Source organism: Bradyrhizobium sp. USDA 4341 (genome assembly GCF_054063755.1).
Window position 1 is genome coordinate 6,401,554 of the sequence record NZ_JBSSGO010000002.1, and the last position, 16,010, is coordinate 6,417,563.

Below are 16,010 nucleotides of genomic sequence, written 5' to 3' on the forward strand. Positions count from 1 at the left end.
CCTTCGATGGAATTGTACCTTGCCTTTGCGGTCACGACCACGACCTTCGCGCTGATTCCCGGTCCAGCCATGCTGTACGCCGCGGCCCGCACCCTGGCGGGCGGCCGGCGTGCGGGGCTGATGGCCTCGCTCGGCCTGCATCTCGGCGGCTACGTCCATGTCATCGCCGCGGCCGCCGGCCTCGCGCTTTTATTTCATGCGGTGCCGCCGCTATTTACAGCGATGAAGCTTGCCGGTGCGGCCTATCTGGTCTGGCTCGGGCTGTCGCTGTTTCGCGATCGCGACAATGCAAAGCGTCCCGAGTTGGCGCCGCTTTCCGCGGAGCGCGCGTTCGCGCAGAGCATCGTCGTCGAGGTGCTCAATCCGAAAACCGCGATCTTCTTCCTGGCATTCCTGCCGCAGTTCGTCGATGCGTCGGCAAGCCTGCCGGTCTGGGCCCAACTGTTCCTGCTCGGCACCATCGTCAACCTGACGTTCTCGGCAGTCGATATCGTCTGCGTGCTCTTCGCCAGCGCCGTGATGACGAAGCTGCAGCGCTCCAGGAGGTCGCAGCGGATCATGCAGCGGATCGGCGGCAGCATCCTGGTCGCGCTCGGCGCGCGGCTGGCGTTTCAGGATCGTTAGGGTCACGGCGATCCATCTGCCGGTGTCCGCCTCGCGCGCGTGCCACTGAGTTGCCCGACGACGTAAGCCCCTCGCGTGCAGAACTCGGGCGATTCATGTCGCGAGAATGCGGATGTGTGGCTCACAAGTGGCGCAACAAACTCAGTGTCGTCCCGGGCTTGACCCGGGACCCATAACCACAATTGGCAGTTGTTGCGCGACGTGGGGGCTACAGCCCTCTTCAACAACACAACCCTGTGGCTATGGGTCCCTGCTTTCGCAGGGACGACGATTGTGGATGCAGGCCGTGCCACACACTCAGTGTCGTCCTGGCGAAAGCCGGGACCCACAACCCCGAATGCTCGCTGTTGCGCGACGCTGGGGCCACAGCCCTCTTCAACAACACAACCCTGTGGTTATGGGTCCCTGCTTTCGTGTTTGGTCCCGTGTGATTGGCGAGGGCCTGCATTGGGGCCAGGTAGCCGAGGCATTTGAGGCGAGTTCGGTTGTAGTCGTGGACGAACTTGGCGATGAAGGCGTCCCGATCGGCATGGTCGATGAAGGTGCGCCTTGCACTGCCGCGCTTTTGTTCGCGGCCAATGGCTTCGGCGATACGGCGGTTGAAGCGTTCAACGAGACCGTTGGTCTGCGGGTGGTAGGGCTTGGTCAGGCGATGCTGGATGCCGCGCTGCTTGCAGACCTGATCAAAGGGGTGGTCGCCGGACGGTTTCCCGACCGGCTTGTTCTTCTTGTCGACAGCAAAGCGGTCGGTGAACTCGGCGCCGTTGTCGGTCAGGATGGTGTGAACCTCGTGCGGGAAGTCGGCCAGGAAGCGTTTGAGGAAGCCGGTCGCGGTGGCTCCGTCCCGCCTGGAATGGATCTCGACAAAGACGTAGCGGGTGGCGCGGTCGATGGCGACGAAAGCATAGCTGGTGCGGCGTTGCAGAGCCGGCAGATACTTCACGTCGATATGGATAAAGCCGATGCTGGCGGTCTCGAAGATACCGGGCTTGGGCTTGTCAGGCTTGGCAAGCCGGCTGATGCCATTGCGCTGCAGGCAGCGGTGAATGGCGCTGCGGGACAGCTTGGCATTGATGCATCGCTGCATCACCTCGACGATGTCGTCCAGCGGCAACTGCAGCGACGTCCGCAACTCGCAAACCGCTCGCTCTTCGACGGCCGACAGGCTGGTCGTGAGGTTGTTCGGCCGGTGCGAACGGTCTCCAACCGTGGTGCGGCCGCGCCAGCGGTAGATCGTGGTCTCGCTGACCCCCAGTTCAGCCGCCAACTGGGCAACCGACTTCTTGCTGCGCTGGATGTAGGCGCGCGTCTTGGGTGTCGTGGTGGCGTTCGCGTGCAGGTTCAGTTCCATGACACGAGGTGCTCCCTGACAAAGGCCACGCCTCGTTCTACACCGATTCCATCCAACCAATCAGCAGGGACCAAACACTTTCGCAGGGACGACGATTGTGGATGTAGATCGCGCCACACCTTCGGTGTCGTCCTGGCGAAAGCCAGGACCCATTACCCCGAATGCTCGTTGTTGCGCGACGCCGGGGCCACAGCCCTCTTCAACAACACGACCCTGTGGTTATGGGTCCCTGCTTTCGCGGGGACGACGATTGTGGATGCTGGCCGTGCCACATACTCAGTGTCGTCCTGGCGAAGGCTAGGACCCATTACCCCAATTCTTAGTTGTTGCGCGCGCTGTGGCCACGATCCCGTCCATCACCGAATGCTGTGATTATGGGTCCTGGCTTTCGCAGGGACGACGCATGGAGCGAGCTGCGCGCTCGTCCGTCCGGCCGATCCGGAGCAGCCCAAAACAAAAACGCCCCCGAAACGGAGGCGTTTTGCGTTTGATCGCGAGGGCGATCCCGAAGCGGACTTTAGTCCTTCTTGAGGAAGCCCGAAAACTTCTTCTGGAAGCGCGACACACGGCCGCCGCGGTCCATCAGCTGTTGGGTACCGCCGGTCCAGGCCGGGTGCGACTTGGGGTCGATGTCGAGGTTCAGCGTGTCGCCTTCCTTGCCCCAGGTGGAGCGGGTCAGGTACTCGGTGCCGTCGGTCATGACGACCTTAATCGTATGATAATTCGGATGAATATCGGCTTTCATGACAGTTCCTTCGGCGCGCCAGCGCCCGTCTCAAGACATCTAGGTACGGGATTTGGGCGGCTCTATAACCCATGGTGCCCGCCAAAACAAGCCAAGAAAGGGCTTAAGCCCATCACCGGATTGGGACTTTACCGGATTTGCCAGCCGGGGGTCGGCGGGCCTATGTGGGGGGCGATAGAACCGGTCTAGATAATGAGTGTAGCCGAACAGCTTGAGCCCTCTCGCGGCACCCCCGAGGCGCCGCGCGACGCGTTGCTCGATGAGGAGGCCTTCATCGAGAGCCAGATCATGGAGCCGGCGAAGAGCCGTGCCCGCTTGCGACCGCTGCTTGCGCTCGCGCCCTATGTGGCGCGCTACAAGGGGCGGGCGATCCTCGCGCTGATCTCGCTGACGATCGCGGCGATCACCACGCTGATCGTGCCGGTCGCGGTGCGGCGGATGATCGACCTCGGCTTCACACCCGAAGGCATCGCGATGATCAACAGCTATTTCAGCGTGATGATCGCCGTCGTCGCGGTGCTCGCCTGTGCCAGCGCCTCGCGCTACTACCTCGTCATGACGATCGGCGAACGCATCGTCGCCGATCTCCGGCGCGACGTGTTCGCGCATCTGATTTCGCTGTCGCCCTCGTTCTTCGATTCCGCACGAAGCGGCGAGCTGGTGTCGCGGCTCACCGCCGACACCACGCAGATCAAGTCCGCGGTCGGCGCCTCGGTGTCGATCGCGCTGCGCAATCTGATGCTGTTCTTCGGCGCCGCCGCGATGATGGTGATCACGAGCCCGCGGCTCTCGGGCTTCGTGCTGCTCGCTATTCCGATGATCGTGATTCCGCTGGTCGCGTTCGGCCGCTGGGTGCGGCGATTGTCGCGCAACGCCCAGGACACGCTGGCCGATGCCAGCGCCTATGCCTCCGAGCTGGTCAATGCGATCCGCACCGTGCAGGCCTATACCGGCGAACGGCTCGCCAGGGCGCGCTTTGCCCGCGAGGTCGAGCAGGCCTATGACGCCGCGCGCAGCTCGACCAAGGCGCGCGCGGTGCTGACGCTGATCGTCATCTTCATCGTGTTCGCCAGCGTCGTCGTGATCCTCTGGGTCGGCTCGCACGACGTGCTGATCGGCGCCATCAGCCCCGGCCGGCTCGGCCAGTTCATTCTCTATACGGCCTTCGCAGCGAGCGGCCTCGGTCAGCTCAGCGAGGTCTGGGGCGAGGTCTCGGCCGCATCGGGCGCCGCCGAACGGCTGTTCGAGATTTTGCGCGTCAGGCCGCAGATCGCAGCTCCCGCATCGCCGCGCGCGCTGCCGCAGCCGGCGCGCGGCGATGTCGGCTTCGACAATGTCAGCTTCGCCTATCCGACTAGGCCGAACGCGCTGGCCGTCGACGGCGTATCGCTGGAGGTACGCTCCGGCGAGAAGGTCGCGATCGTCGGTCCGTCCGGCGCCGGCAAGAGCACGCTGTTCCACCTGCTGTTGCGCTTCTACGATCCGAAATTGGGCACCATCTCGCTCGACGGCGTGCCGATCCGGCAGGCCGATCCGGCCGACGTGCGCGCGCGGATCGCACTGGTGCCGCAGGATTCCGTGGTGTTCGCAGCCAGCGCCCGCGACAACATCCGGTTCGGCCGGCCCGATGCCACCGACGCCGAGGTGGAGCGGGCCGCCGACCTCGCCCATGCCACCGAATTCCTGCGCCGGCTGCCCGGCGGCTTCGACGCCCAGCTCGGCGAGCGCGGCGTGACGCTGTCCGGCGGCCAGCGCCAGCGCATCGCGATCGCGCGCGCGATCCTGCGCGATGCGCCGCTGCTGCTGCTCGACGAGGCGACCTCGGCGCTCGACGCCGAGAGCGAGACGCTGGTGCAGACCGCGCTGGAGGAATTGATGCGCCATCGCACCACGCTGGTCATCGCGCATCGCCTGGCGACCGTGCTGTCCTGCGACCGCATTCTGGTGATGGATCAGGGCAGGATCGTCGAGCAGGGAACCCACGCCGAGCTGGTGGCGGCCAACGGCCTCTATGCGCGGCTGGCACGGCTGCAATTCGAGGGGATTTGAGCGAATTGGGGCTGTGCGCGCTCCGCCTATGCGATTCCTATGTGATCGAGCGCGTGCTCCCCTCGAAAACCTATTCCCGCGCAAGGATAGTCGCGCCGCGCCTGACCTCCCTCGACAGCCGAAGGAGTATCGGCGCGCGGGGTGTTCGACTGATGCGCGAGGACGCGACCGAACCGGAGAGCAAGCTGTTTCGTGCCTGGCAGCTTGCCGTCCTGCGCTTCGCGGTGACGCTCGACGACGACGATCGGATGCACGCGCTCGGTGTGGCCGGCGAGGTCGACCGGCTGGGCGGCGCGGCCGATGACGCCTTCCACTTCTTCCGCAGGACGACCGCGGAGCTGTGCGCGGCGATCTCCGGTTGGGGCGTGGATCAGGATGCCGTCATCCGGCGATTTCTGGCACAGATCGACGATGTCAGGCTCAAGCGCGCGGTCGAAGCGGCGATCGCCAAGGACCGCACGCCGCCCAAACTCGTGGCGAGCCGCATGAAGCCCGGCACAGATCTCTGGCGGGGCCTGCCGTTGCGGCGTGCAACCGGAACGTAGGGAGGGGCTCTCTGCAATCGCCATCACGGCGCGGCGGATATTCCGCCAGAACATGTCGCCACGACCCCTTGCCGGGTTGCTGCGATGAGTGCGATGCGCTTCTCTGTGCTCGAAAAGAGACCGGTCGGTTTCGGACAATGCGGGGAGTGGCGAGATGGGTGGTTTGGTGATCAGCGGCGGCCGGGTGGTGGATCCGGCCAGCGGGATGGACGCGATCGGCGACGTCGCCGTCGTCGACGGCAAGATCGCCGCGGTCGGCACCGGCCTTGGCGGCGCCGAGCGGCAGATCGACGCCACCGGCCTCGTGGTGGCGCCCGGCTTCATCGACCTGCACGCGCATGGCCAGACCATTCCGGCCGATCGCATGCAAGCCTTCGACGGGGTGACGACATCGCTCGACCTCGAGGCCGGCGTGCTGCCGGTGGCATCCTGGTACAAGCGCCAGGCCGAGAAGGGGCGGGTGCTGAACTACGGCGCCGCGGCCAACTGGGCGTTCGCGCGGATCGGCGCGATGACCGGCTCGAATGCGGAAAGCTCGCTGGAATCATTCGGCGCAGCGATGCGCGATCGCCGCTGGATCGAGAACGTGGCGACCGAGGGCGAGGTCGGCGGCATCCTCGCGCGCCTTGCCAACGGACTGAATGAGGGCGGCATCGGCATCGGCATTCTCAACGCCTATGCGCCCGGCGCCGGCGTGCAGGAATTGACTGCGGTGTGCCAGCTCGCCGCTGATCATGCGGTGCCGACCTTCACCCATGTCGCCTACATGTCACGCATCGATCCCGAGAGCGCGGCCGAGGCCTATATCCGCCTGATCGGCTATGCCGGCGCCACCGGCGCGCACATGCACATCTGTCACTTCAACTCGTCGAGCAAGACGGATATCGAGCGCTGTGTCGCGCTGATCGCGAAAGCGCAGGCGCAGGGCCTGCCGATCACGGTGGAGGCCTATCCGTACGGCACCGGCTCGACCGTGCTGGCGGCGACCTTCTTCAGCGATCCCAAATTCGAGGAGCGCAACGGCCTCGGCTATGACTCGGTGCAGCGCGTGACCGACGGTCACCGCTTCGGCAGCCGTGAGGAGCTGCTGGCGGCGCAGGCGGCGGAACCCTCGACGCTGGTGCTGTGGCATGTGCTCGATATCGAGAACAACGCGCATCATCGCGATCTGCTCGACATGGCGGTGCTGTATCCGGGCGGTGCGATCGCGTCCGACGCGATGCCGTGGACGCTGTCGGACGGCCGCCCCTACACCGGCGACGCCTGGCCGCTGCCTGACGATGCCACCTCGCATCCGCGTTCGGCCGGCTGCTTCACCCGCTTCATCCGCGAATGGGTGCGCGAGCGCAGGAAGGTGTCGCTGCTCGAGGGTATCCGCAAATGTGCGCTGATCCCGGCCGAGATCCTGTCGGCGAGCACGCCGGCGATGCGCGCCAAGGGCAGGCTGCAGGCGGGCGCGGACGCTGACGTCGTGGTGTTCGACTTCGAGACGATCAGCGATCGCGCGACCTTCTCCGCGATGAACCGCCCGGCGGAAGGTGTGCGGCATCTCGTGGTCAGCGGCCAGCCGCTGATCAATGATGGCGTGCTCGATGTCGCGGCACGGCCCGGCCGGCCGGTGCGCCGGCCCGTCACTGGGGGCTGATGTGGCGGTCCCGATCCTGCTGGTCGCGGGTTTTCTCGGGGCGGGCAAGACCACGGTCGTGAACCATCTGCTGGCGCATGCGCAAGGCCGCCGCATCGCCGCCGTGGTCAATGATTTCGGCGCGATCAACATCGACGCGGAGTTGATCGCCGGCGCCAGCGACGGCGTGGTCAGCCTGAGCAATGGCTGCATATGTTGCACGCTGGAGGGCGATCTGCTGCGCACGCTCGCAACCTTGCTGCGGCGTGATCCGCGTCCCGAATTCATCGTGATCGAGACCAGCGGGATCGCCGATCCCGCCGACATCGTCCGCAACCTGATGGATCCCGTGATCTGGAAGGAAGCGCCGCTGGAGACCGTGCTGTGCGTGGTCGACGCGACCCAGCCTACGGCGATGGTGAACGATGCGCTGCTGCGCTCGCAGCTGCGGGCGGCGGATGTGGTGGCGCTGAGCAAGGTCGATCTGGCCGATGCAGCCGCGTGCGCCGCGATCCGCGATGCGGTGCGGGCAGTGCGTCCGGCGGCCGTGGTCGTCGATGCGCTGCATGGCGAGGTGCCGGCCGCGTTGCTGTTTCCCGCGGACCTCGATCATTTGCCGGCGCCGCGCGAGACCGCGCCGCGCCGGCCGACATCCGACCGGTTCGAAACGCTGAGCTGGACCTCGGAACGGCCGGTGCGGTTGCCGCGCTTGCAGCAGGCGATCGGTAGACTGGCGCCGAAGCTGGCGCGGGCGAAAGGATTGTTCGAGACGGTGGAGCAGCCCGGCCGGCTGACGGTGTTTCAACTCGCCGGCGGACGCGCGACACTGGCCGCGGGCGGCGTGCCGGCGCCCGGCGTGCCGCGCACGCGAATCGTGTTCATCGCCGAGATGGGCGCTCTGTCGCGGGCCGAGATCGATGCGATCATGGAAGCCTGTGTCGAAGCCGAGTGATGCGAAGCTAGTTTCCCGTCACCCTTGTAAGTCAGGAGGCGCTGGATCGAATAGAGTGTCCGGTGCGGTAACGGACGGAAGACCGCTTCACCCCAGGGCTTTGAAGCCCGTGCCTCAGCGCGGCGCCCCGTCCGTTGTTCCATTGAACCCGAACAGTCGCGAGGGCCGCCTGGCGAGCCCGGTTGCGCAAGGATGGGTGCAGATGGACGCGATCTATGTTGGCATTGATGTATCGAAAGACCGGCTGGATGTGCATTTGCATCCGAGCGGGGAAGCCTTTGCCGTGGCGCGTGACGGCAAAGGCCTGGAAGAACTTGTTGCCCGTCTTCAGACTTGCTCGCCGACGCTGGTAGCGGTGGAAGCGACAGGCGGCTTCGAGACCATTGTCGCCGCGGCGCTGGCCGGCGCCCAGTTGCCGCTGGTGGTGGTCAATCCGGCCCAGATCCGGCACTTCGCGCAGGCGGTTGGCCAGCGCGCCAAGACCGATCCGATCGATGCGGCGATCATCGCGCGGTTTGTCGAGGCGGTGAAGCCAACGCCGCGTGCGATGCCGGATCAGGAAGCCCGGCTTCTGGCCGAACTTGTCAGCCGCCGGCGGCAGATCATCGAGATGATCGTTGCCGAGCGACAGCGCGAGAAGCGGGCCGAGAATGTGCGCGTTCGCAAGAGCCTTGCCCGCCACATCAAGGTCCTCGAGAAAGAACTGCTGGAGATCGACAACGACATCGACACGCTGGTGCGCGGTTCGCCGATCTGGCGGGCCAAGGAGGAACTGCTGGTCAGCTTTCCGGGGGTGAGCAACACGCTTGCCCGCACGTTCCTGGCCGAGGTGCCTGAACTCGGCACCCTCAATCGGCGCCAGATCGCAAGCCTCGCCGGCCTTGCTCCGTTCACCCGCCAGTCCGGCCGCTGGAAGGGCAAGAGCATGATCGGCGGCGGGCGAGCTGCACTGCGCGCCGGCCTCTACATGGCCGCCCTCTCGGCAAGCCGATATCACCCCCAACTCAAGGTCTTCTATCGACGCCTGTTGGCAGCCGGAAAGCCGAAGATGGTCGCCCTCATCGCCGTCGCTCGCAAAGTCCTCACCATCCTCAACGCCATGCTCAGGGACCAAAAACTATGGCAACCCGCTTGACGAAGAACACAGTCGCTGAGGAGCGCGAAGCGCGTCTCGATGGGTCACGGCCACCAGCCGGGCCGTGCATCCCTCGAGACGCGCGTTCCGCGCTCCTCAGGATGACGGGTTACCTCTCCGTGTCAGCAGTAGATGTCGCTGGGCTGTGTGTCATCGCAGCAGCATCATCCCGCAAAGCATGTGTGCGACAATCGCATCGAATTGACAGCCCATCCCGCACCACCTATCGTTTCTGCCGACGGTTCCCTTCGGGGATCAAAAGGGAATGCGGTGCGAGGGTAACCCCAATGCCGCAGCTGTCCCCGCAACTGTAAACGGCGAGCCTTTCGTCAATTTGCCACTGGGCCACTCCGCCCGGGAAGGCGTCGACAGGCGATGACCCGTGAGCCAGGAGACCTGCCGTCAGTCGTGGTCACACGCGAGCACATCGGGCGGGGGCGTCCTGGTGGGATCGGAGCACTGCCTTTGCGGCAATGCGCCAGTCCGCGTTCGCGGTGACGTGCCACGTTACCGCGAGTCCTTTCATGTCTCCGTCCTCTCCCGCTGCGCGCAAATGGCGCCTCGGTCTCGTTTGCTCCCTGTCATCGCTGCTGCTGCCGGCTGAAGGTTCGGCACAAACATCTCCACCCACGACGCTCGATCCGATCGAGGTCGCACCCTCGACATCCACAAAGCCCAAGCCCGCGGCGCGAAGCCGCAACTCGGCGACGTCGTCGCGGCCGCGCGCCAGACCTGCAACGGCGGCGGCAACCGCTGGCGCGCCGCGCGCCGCGGCGTCAGGTGCATCGGGATCGGCATCGCCGACGCTCAACGCCACCACGCAGGGAGGCACCGGCAGTCGTCTCAACCTGACGCCGCTGCAGACGCCGGCCAGCGTCGAGATCATCACGTCGCAAACCATTGCCGAACGCGGCCAGCATAATGTGGTCGATGCCGTCACCCAGAACGCGGCCGGGTTCATCGCAACGCCGGCGCCCGGCAATGGCGGCCTGTCGTTCAGCACCCGCGGCTTTGCCGGCAGCAACTCGGTGATGACGCTATACGACGGCACGCGCTTCTATATCGGCTCCGGCACCCTGACGTTCCCCTACGACACCTGGTCGACGCAACGGGTTGAAGTGCTGCGCGGTCCGGCCTCGGTGCTGTACGGCGAGGGCGCGATTGGCGGCGTCATCAACGTCGTTCCGAAAAAGCCGCAGGGCACGCCCTATAATGAGGCCGAGGTCTCGCTCGACAGCAATCTGACGCGGCGGCTGTCGGTCGACAGCACCGGTCCGATCAATCCCAATGTGTCCTACCGTATCAACGCCACCGGCAACATGTCGGACGGCTGGGTCGATCGCGACAAGACCTCGAATGCAGTGGTCTCCGCCGCCGTGCGCGTGCAGGCATCGGACAATCTCGCCTTCACACTGTCCGAGGATTACGGCGACCGCAGCCCGTCGCGCTATTTCGGCACGCCGCTGATCAGCGGCTCGATCCAGGACGCGCTGCGCTTCAAGAACTACAACGCATTGGACAGCGCGATCCGATATCAGGACAGCTGGACCCAATTCAAGACCGAGTGGGACGTCGCCGACGGCATCAAGATCAACAACACGCTGTATTATCTGACCAGCGAGCGGCACTGGCGCGATATCGAAAACTACACCTGGAACCCGAAGACCCAGCTGATCGACCGCTCCAGCTACATCGAGATCTTCCACGACCAGAAGCAGCTCGGCAACCGGATGGATGCGACCTTCAGCGGTCACGTCCTCGGGCTCGCGAACCAGTTCGTCGCCGGGTTCGACGTCAACCGGATCGACTTCACCCACACCAACAATTCGCCCTATGGCGGCGCGTCGTCGATCAATCCTTACGTGTTCGATCCCGGATCGTTCTTCGCGACGACCACGGCGACGACGCCGGGCTTCAACGCGATCGTCAATCAATACGCGCTGTTCGCCGAAGATCGCCTGTCGCTGACCGATCAATTGTCGCTCGTCACCGGCGTCCGGTACGATCGTCCTGAGGTCGATCGCACCGACTACAAGACGCCGGCGAACAGTTTTGAAACCACGCTGTCGGGCACCAGCTGGCGAACCGGGTTGGTGTACGAGCCGATCAAGAACCTCGCGTTCTACGGTCAGTATGCGGTCGGCGTCGATCCGGTCAGCAACCTGATCTCGCTGTCGACCTCGCAGAAAACCTTCCAGCTCGCGACCGGCAAGCAGACCGAAATCGGCGTCAAGCAGTCGTTCTGGGGCGGCCGCGGCGAGTGGACGCTGGCAGGGTACGAGATCGTCAAGACCGGCCTGACCATTCCCGATCCCAGCAATCCGACCGCCGGCCTGGCACTGCAGATCGGCCAGCAATCATCCCGCGGGGTCGAAGGAACGATCGGGCTCGCGCTGAACGACGGCTGGCGCGTCGACGCCAATCTTGCGCTGCTGCGTGCCCGATACGACAACAACAGCCAGGTGGTCGGCGGCAAAGTCGTCAGCTACAACGGCAATGTTCCGGTCAACGTTCCGCAGCAGGTCTCGAACGTCTGGCTGACCTGGGACTTCGCGCCGAACTGGTCGGTCTATGGCGGCGTCCAGATCGTCGGCGCGATGTACTCCGATCTCGCCAACACCCAGCTGCGGCCGGGCTACAATGTGGTCAATGGCGGCATCAGGTGGAAGCCGGATGACCGCACCACGGTCGCGTTCCGGGTCTACAATCTGTTCGACAAGGTCTACGCGGTGACCTCGAACGGGACGGGGCAGTGGCTGCTCGGCATGCCGCGCACCGCCGAATTGTCCGTCAACGTGAAGTTCTGACCATGCGCAACGCTCTGATCCGGCGAGCGCGGCGATGGCTCTATGTCGTCCATCGCTGGATCGGCATTGCGACGTGTCTGTTCTTCGCGATGTGGTTCATCTCCGGCCTCGTCATGATGTACGTGGCGTTTCCGCGCCTCACCGACAGCGAGCGCCTCTCCGCGCTCCCCGTCATTCTCTGGAACAAGGTGCAGGTCGCTCCTGATCGCGCGATGGCGATCGCAGGTGCGGAGCATTATCCGCGCGATCTCCGGCTCTCGATGCTGGACGACGTTCCGGTCTATCGCGTGACCCCTTGGAAGGGGGGCGCCGTCACCGTCTCGGCGATCGATGGCCGCGTGATCGAACGGATCACGCCGGATCAGGCGCTTGCCGTCGCCCGGCATCACCCGCGTGCCGTGCAGCCGCAACTGCTCGATACGGTAACGCGCGATCAATGGTCGGTCACCGCGCGCTTCGATCCGTTGCGGCCGCTCTATCTGATCGGCCTCGGCGACGCCGATGGCACCGAACTTTATGTCTCGTCGCGCAGCGGCGAGATCGCGCTCGACACCACGCGGCGAGAGCGCGTCTGGAACTGGCTCGGCTCGATCCCGCACTGGATCTATCCGACCGTGCTGCGCAAGGACGGCCCGTTGTGGCGGGACGTGGTGCTGTGGATCTCGGGCATCTGCCTCGTCGTCGCGGTCACCGGCTTCTGGATCGGCATTCTGCGCCTGCGGCTGACGCGCCGTTACGCTGATGGCGCCGTCTCGCCCTATCGCGGCTGGATGGCCTGGCATCACGTCGCCGGCCTCGTCGGCGGCATCTTCGTCTTCACCTGGATGTTCAGCGGCTGGTTGTCGCTCAATCCCGGCGGCGCCTTCTCCGGCCGTGGCCTCACGCGCGAGATCGCGGTCGGCTACAGCAGCCATGATGCACCCGATATCGTCGCTCGCTTGCAGTCGCCGCCGCAGGTATCGGCGGTGGAGGCGCGCTTCGTCTGGATCGGCGGACGCCGGCTGATGGTGCTCGACGACAGTAGCGGCCGCCGCAGCCTCGCTAATCCCGTGATCGGCGCGCCCGTGTCGCTCTCGCAGGATGAGATCATCGCGGCCGCCCGGCGCGCGATGCCGGGAGCTGCGATGATATCGGCGCGACAGCTCGATGAACCGGACGCCTACTGGTACACGCTGCACCAAGCGCGCGAGCTTCCCGTGCTGCGGATCGGCTTCGACGATCCCGCCCACACCTGGCTGCACATCTCTCCGGTCACCGCCGAGATCCTCGACCGCAGCGACGACAGCCGCCGGTCCTATCGCTGGCTGTTCAACGCGCTGCACAGCCTGGACTTCCCGCTGCTGCTGCGCATCTCACCGGCGCGCGATGTCGTGGTCTGGCTGCTGTCGGCGGTCGGCACCATCGTCTCGATCAGCGGTATCGTGATCGGCTGGCGCCGGCTGCGGCGGCGCAAGGTGCGGCCGGCGCGAGGTCTCCGCCCTTGTTAGCAGATTGTCACAATCTGTTTCTATGTTGCGCCTGCCGCGGGGTTTGACGAACAGCTCTATCGATCACCGATAGATCGTGCTGTTCGGCTGGGCTTGAGGATCAAGGCGGCGCCTCATGCACTTTGTTCAATGGGTCGGAAGATCGGGCTGCGCTCGAAGCATGATCGGATGTGGCAGCGCTTTCTTGGCCTGGTCATAGGCACTCTCGTTGCCGGGAATATCCAGACGGTAACGATGGCCGCAAGCCTTGAATCAGTTCGGACGCCGGCAACGGTCGACTTCGATATTGGCAGTCAGCCTCTGGTCTCCGCGCTCGATGCCTACAGCGCGGCCACCGGTCTTCAGGTCGTTTACGACGCCACGCTGGCCGGGGGACGCCGCGCGCAGGCCGTCAAGGGATCGATGACGCCCGACATGGCGTTGCAGCTCCTGCTCGAAGGAACCGGTCTGGTCGCGGTCTATGCCGCGGCCAACGCCTTCACGATTGTGCCTGCGGCCACAGCGCCGCAGACGGCGTCGATGCACAACTTCATGCCGTATCTTGCGGCCGTCCAGAGCAGCGTCGAGGAGGCATTCTGCCGGTCCGCGCTGACCGCGCCGGGCGGCTATCGGATCAAGTTCAAGTTCTGGATCGGGCATGCCGGCGAGGTGCTGCAGCCCCAGCTGCTCGGCTCGACCGATGACAGCGCGCGTGACCAGGCGATCGCCGCCCTGTTGCGTGCTGTCGTCATCGGCCGGCCGCCGCCGCCGGACATGCCGCAGCCCGTCGTGATGGCGGTTTCGCCGCGGCCGCCTTCCGAGACCGGCGACTGTGCTGCGCGCGACCCGAGGCGCCCGGGACCGGTCGCGCGATGACGGAAACCACTTCGACCACGCTTCGGCAGGTGCTCGTCGAGCGCTACGACGAGCTTCGCCGCCGCCTCGCGCGGCGTCTCGGCGACGAAAGAGCGCGCGAGACCCTTCACGAGACGTGGCTGCACCTTCGCGACAAGAACGGCCCGGGCGTGGTGGACAGCCCGATTGGCTATCTGCTGCGCAGTGCGCTCAATCTTGCGATCAGCCGGGAGCGCCAGGAGACGCGCCGCATCAAGCGGTTCGAGGTGCAGCCGATGCTCGAGATCGCCGACGCGGCGCCCGGGCCGGAACGCGAGGTCGAATCGCGGGAGCAGATTGCGCATCTGGAGCAGGTGCTTGAGGAGCTCACCCCGCGGCGCCGGACGATCCTGCTCGCATCCCGCCTGGAAGGCACGCCGCTCCGGGAAATCGCCGCGCGCCTCGGCGTTTCGCAGCGCTTGGTGGAGCTTGAGCTGAAAGCCGCGCTCGAGCATTGCGCCAAGCGGTTTAATAAAAAGGTCACAAGGCGTTTCGGTCCGGCGCCGCGGGAAACGTCCTGATAGGAGAGCGTCAGAGTGTTGCGTATTTGGATGGACGTGCTGCCAAGAGAAATGCCCGATCGATGACACGTAGCGACGAACCGTCGGAGGAGCTGACCGCGATCGAGAGCGAGGCGCTTGCGCGCGTCCAGCGGCTTGGTTCGGGGCAGGCCACCCGGCGGGACATCGAGGAAACCAGGCACTGGGGAAGCCAGAGCAGCGCCCATTCGGAGGCGCTGGCGCAGGCCAGCCTGCTCTGGGATCAGCTCGGCCCAGCCGGCGCCAACCTGTTGAAGCGGCGTGGCGATTCCATGCTGGCGGACGTCCGGCGGCAGCCGCGGATGACGCGGCGGGCGGTGCTCGGAGGCGCGCTGGCGACGTCGGCCGCCGCCTATCTCGTGGTGTCGCCACCGCTGCAGCTGTGGCCGTCGCTGCAGGATGTGATGGCGGATTATCGCACCGCCGCCGGCGAGCAGCGCAAGCTCACGATCGATGGCGGTGTCAAGGTGACGCTGAACACCGGAACCAGCGTCAATGTTCAGTCGGGCGACAGCAGCCAGGATCGCATCGAGATCCTGACCGGGGAAGCCGTGATCGCGGCGCCCTCCGCGAGCCGCGAGGTGCGCGTGGTTGCCGGCGACGGCGAGATGAGTGCGCGTCAGGCGCAGTTCAACGTTCGTCATGAGCCGCGCAGCACCTGCGTGACGTGCCTCGATGGCGAGGTCCGCGTCACCCGTCACAGTTCCGTCGCGGCGCTGCGCGCGGGGCAACAGGTCAGCTATGCAGCGCTTGGTCTCGCGGCGCCCATGCCGGTCGATCCCGCCGAGGTGACAGCCTGGCGCGACGGCATGCTCATCTTTCATGACGCTCCGCTCGGCAACGTCGTGACGGAGATCAACCGTTACCGGTCTGGCAAGGTCATGGTGACGAACGTGGAATTGGAACGCCGTCTCGTCAACGGCCGGTTCCGCATCGACAACGTCGATGGCATCCTGACCATGTTCCAGCAAATCTTCGGCGCGAAGGCGCGACATCTGCCCGGCGGCATCGTGCTGCTGAGCTGACGTCGAGCGAGCCATGAAAGCGCGCACAATGTCTGCGCGGGAATTGTGATGCAGCCCGCGATTTTGTCGTTCGGTCCCGCCGATCAAATGGCGTCCTTGAGGACGAGAAGCCTGGCATACGGTCAAGCCGTGTGACGAGCACCTGCGCGGATCCGATCTGCGCATCTTTCCGTCCGTTGTTCCCAGGGGACATCCTATGCCGTCTCGTCAGCGCGTTGCCTGCCGTCCTCGCCTCGATCCGCGTCGGGTCGCGC

At 65.5% G+C, this 16,010-nt stretch carries 13 protein-coding genes and 1 riboswitch; of the genes, 11 read left to right on the plus strand and 2 right to left on the minus strand.

Annotated elements, in window-relative coordinates; translation table 11 throughout:
• Nucleotides 1-6 precede the first annotated feature (6 nt).
• Complete coding sequence (locus ACVIGB_RS36400; protein WP_456719058.1) at nucleotides 7-624, plus strand: LysE family translocator; 618 nt, start codon at nucleotides 7-9, stop codon at nucleotides 622-624.
• Nucleotides 625-844: 220 nt separating this feature from the next.
• Here the strand turns inward: ACVIGB_RS36400 and ACVIGB_RS36405 are convergent, their stop codons facing one another.
• Nucleotides 845-1,975 (minus strand): IS481 family transposase, encoded by a 1,131-nt coding sequence (locus ACVIGB_RS36405; RefSeq protein WP_456749266.1) that lies wholly within the window; start codon nucleotides 1,973-1,975, stop codon nucleotides 845-847.
• Nucleotides 1,976-2,492: 517 nt separating this feature from the next.
• Complete coding sequence (rpmE, locus tag ACVIGB_RS36410) at nucleotides 2,493-2,720, minus strand: 50S ribosomal protein L31 (RefSeq protein WP_016845230.1); 228 nt, start codon at nucleotides 2,718-2,720, stop codon at nucleotides 2,493-2,495.
• 192 nt (nucleotides 2,721-2,912) lie between these two features.
• On the opposite strand from rpmE, the gene ACVIGB_RS36415 reads away from it, so the two are divergent.
• The 10 genes from ACVIGB_RS36415 (at nucleotide 2,913) to ACVIGB_RS36460 (ending at nucleotide 15,756) form a co-directional block, all read left to right on the plus strand.
• On the plus strand, nucleotides 2,913-4,769 hold the full coding sequence (locus ACVIGB_RS36415) for an ABC transporter ATP-binding protein/permease (protein WP_456719056.1): 1,857 nt from the start codon (nucleotides 2,913-2,915) through the stop codon (nucleotides 4,767-4,769).
• A gap of 41 nt (nucleotides 4,770-4,810) precedes the next feature.
• Nucleotides 4,811-5,314 (plus strand): hypothetical protein, encoded by a 504-nt coding sequence (locus ACVIGB_RS36420; RefSeq protein WP_456719055.1) that lies wholly within the window; start codon nucleotides 4,811-4,813, stop codon nucleotides 5,312-5,314.
• 154 nt (nucleotides 5,315-5,468) lie between these two features.
• Nucleotides 5,469-6,959 (plus strand): amidohydrolase family protein, encoded by a 1,491-nt coding sequence (locus ACVIGB_RS36425; protein WP_456719054.1) that lies wholly within the window; start codon nucleotides 5,469-5,471, stop codon nucleotides 6,957-6,959.
• 1 nt (nucleotide 6,960) lies between these two features.
• Entirely contained in the window at nucleotides 6,961-7,890 is a 930-nt protein-coding gene (locus ACVIGB_RS36430) for a CobW family GTP-binding protein (RefSeq protein WP_456719053.1), read from the plus strand.
• A 202-nt stretch (nucleotides 7,891-8,092) separates the two neighbouring features.
• A complete protein-coding gene (locus ACVIGB_RS36435) occupies nucleotides 8,093-9,025 on the plus strand; it encodes an IS110 family transposase (RefSeq protein WP_456718658.1) in 933 nt (310 codons plus the stop codon).
• 222 nt (nucleotides 9,026-9,247) lie between these two features.
• Nucleotides 9,248-9,443: riboswitch (cobalamin riboswitch) on the plus strand.
• 106 nt (nucleotides 9,444-9,549) lie between these two features.
• Complete coding sequence (locus ACVIGB_RS36440) at nucleotides 9,550-11,832, plus strand: TonB-dependent receptor (RefSeq protein WP_456719052.1); 2,283 nt, start codon at nucleotides 9,550-9,552, stop codon at nucleotides 11,830-11,832.
• Between the two features lie 2 nt (nucleotides 11,833-11,834).
• The gene (locus ACVIGB_RS36445; protein WP_456719051.1) at nucleotides 11,835-13,319 is read left to right on the plus strand and encodes a PepSY domain-containing protein; all 1,485 of its coding nucleotides are present in this window, start codon (nucleotides 11,835-11,837) and stop codon (nucleotides 13,317-13,319) included.
• Nucleotides 13,320-13,553: 234 nt separating this feature from the next.
• A complete protein-coding gene (locus ACVIGB_RS36450; RefSeq protein WP_456719050.1) occupies nucleotides 13,554-14,174 on the plus strand; it encodes an STN domain-containing protein in 621 nt (206 codons plus the stop codon).
• A 29-nt stretch (nucleotides 14,175-14,203) separates the two neighbouring features.
• Nucleotides 14,204-14,713 carry an RNA polymerase sigma factor gene (locus tag ACVIGB_RS36455; protein WP_456719049.1) on the plus strand — a complete coding sequence of 170 codons (510 nt, stop codon included), beginning with the start codon at nucleotides 14,204-14,206 and terminating at the stop codon, nucleotides 14,711-14,713.
• Nucleotides 14,714-14,775: 62 nt separating this feature from the next.
• Nucleotides 14,776-15,756, plus strand: a complete 981-nt coding sequence (locus tag ACVIGB_RS36460) for a FecR family protein (protein ID WP_456719048.1) — start codon at nucleotides 14,776-14,778, stop codon at nucleotides 15,754-15,756.
• Nucleotides 15,757-16,010: the final 254 nt, after the last annotated feature.

Excerpts from the sequence above, each read along its gene's own strand:
- ACVIGB_RS36450 (WP_456719050.1), top strand. The coding sequence starts at position 13,554 with ATGGCCGCAAGCCTTGAATCAGTTCGGACGCCGGCAACGGTCGACTTC.
- ACVIGB_RS36445 (WP_456719051.1), top strand. The coding sequence starts at position 11,835 with ATGCGCAACGCTCTGATCCGGCGAGCGCGGCGATGGCTCTATGTCGTC.
- ACVIGB_RS36460 (WP_456719048.1), top strand. The coding sequence starts at position 14,776 with ATGACACGTAGCGACGAACCGTCGGAGGAGCTGACCGCGATCGAGAGC.
- ACVIGB_RS36415 (WP_456719056.1), top strand. The coding sequence starts at position 2,913 with ATGAGTGTAGCCGAACAGCTTGAGCCCTCTCGCGGCACCCCCGAGGCG.
- rpmE (WP_016845230.1), bottom strand. The coding sequence starts at position 2,720 with ATGAAAGCCGATATTCATCCGAATTATCATACGATTAAGGTCGTCATG.
- ACVIGB_RS36425 (WP_456719054.1), top strand. The coding sequence starts at position 5,469 with ATGGGTGGTTTGGTGATCAGCGGCGGCCGGGTGGTGGATCCGGCCAGC.
- ACVIGB_RS36400 (WP_456719058.1), top strand. The coding sequence starts at position 7 with ATGGAATTGTACCTTGCCTTTGCGGTCACGACCACGACCTTCGCGCTG.
- ACVIGB_RS36405 (WP_456749266.1), bottom strand. The coding sequence starts at position 1,975 with ATGGAACTGAACCTGCACGCGAACGCCACCACGACACCCAAGACGCGC.
- ACVIGB_RS36435 (WP_456718658.1), top strand. The coding sequence starts at position 8,093 with ATGGACGCGATCTATGTTGGCATTGATGTATCGAAAGACCGGCTGGAT.
- ACVIGB_RS36440 (WP_456719052.1), top strand. The coding sequence starts at position 9,550 with ATGTCTCCGTCCTCTCCCGCTGCGCGCAAATGGCGCCTCGGTCTCGTT.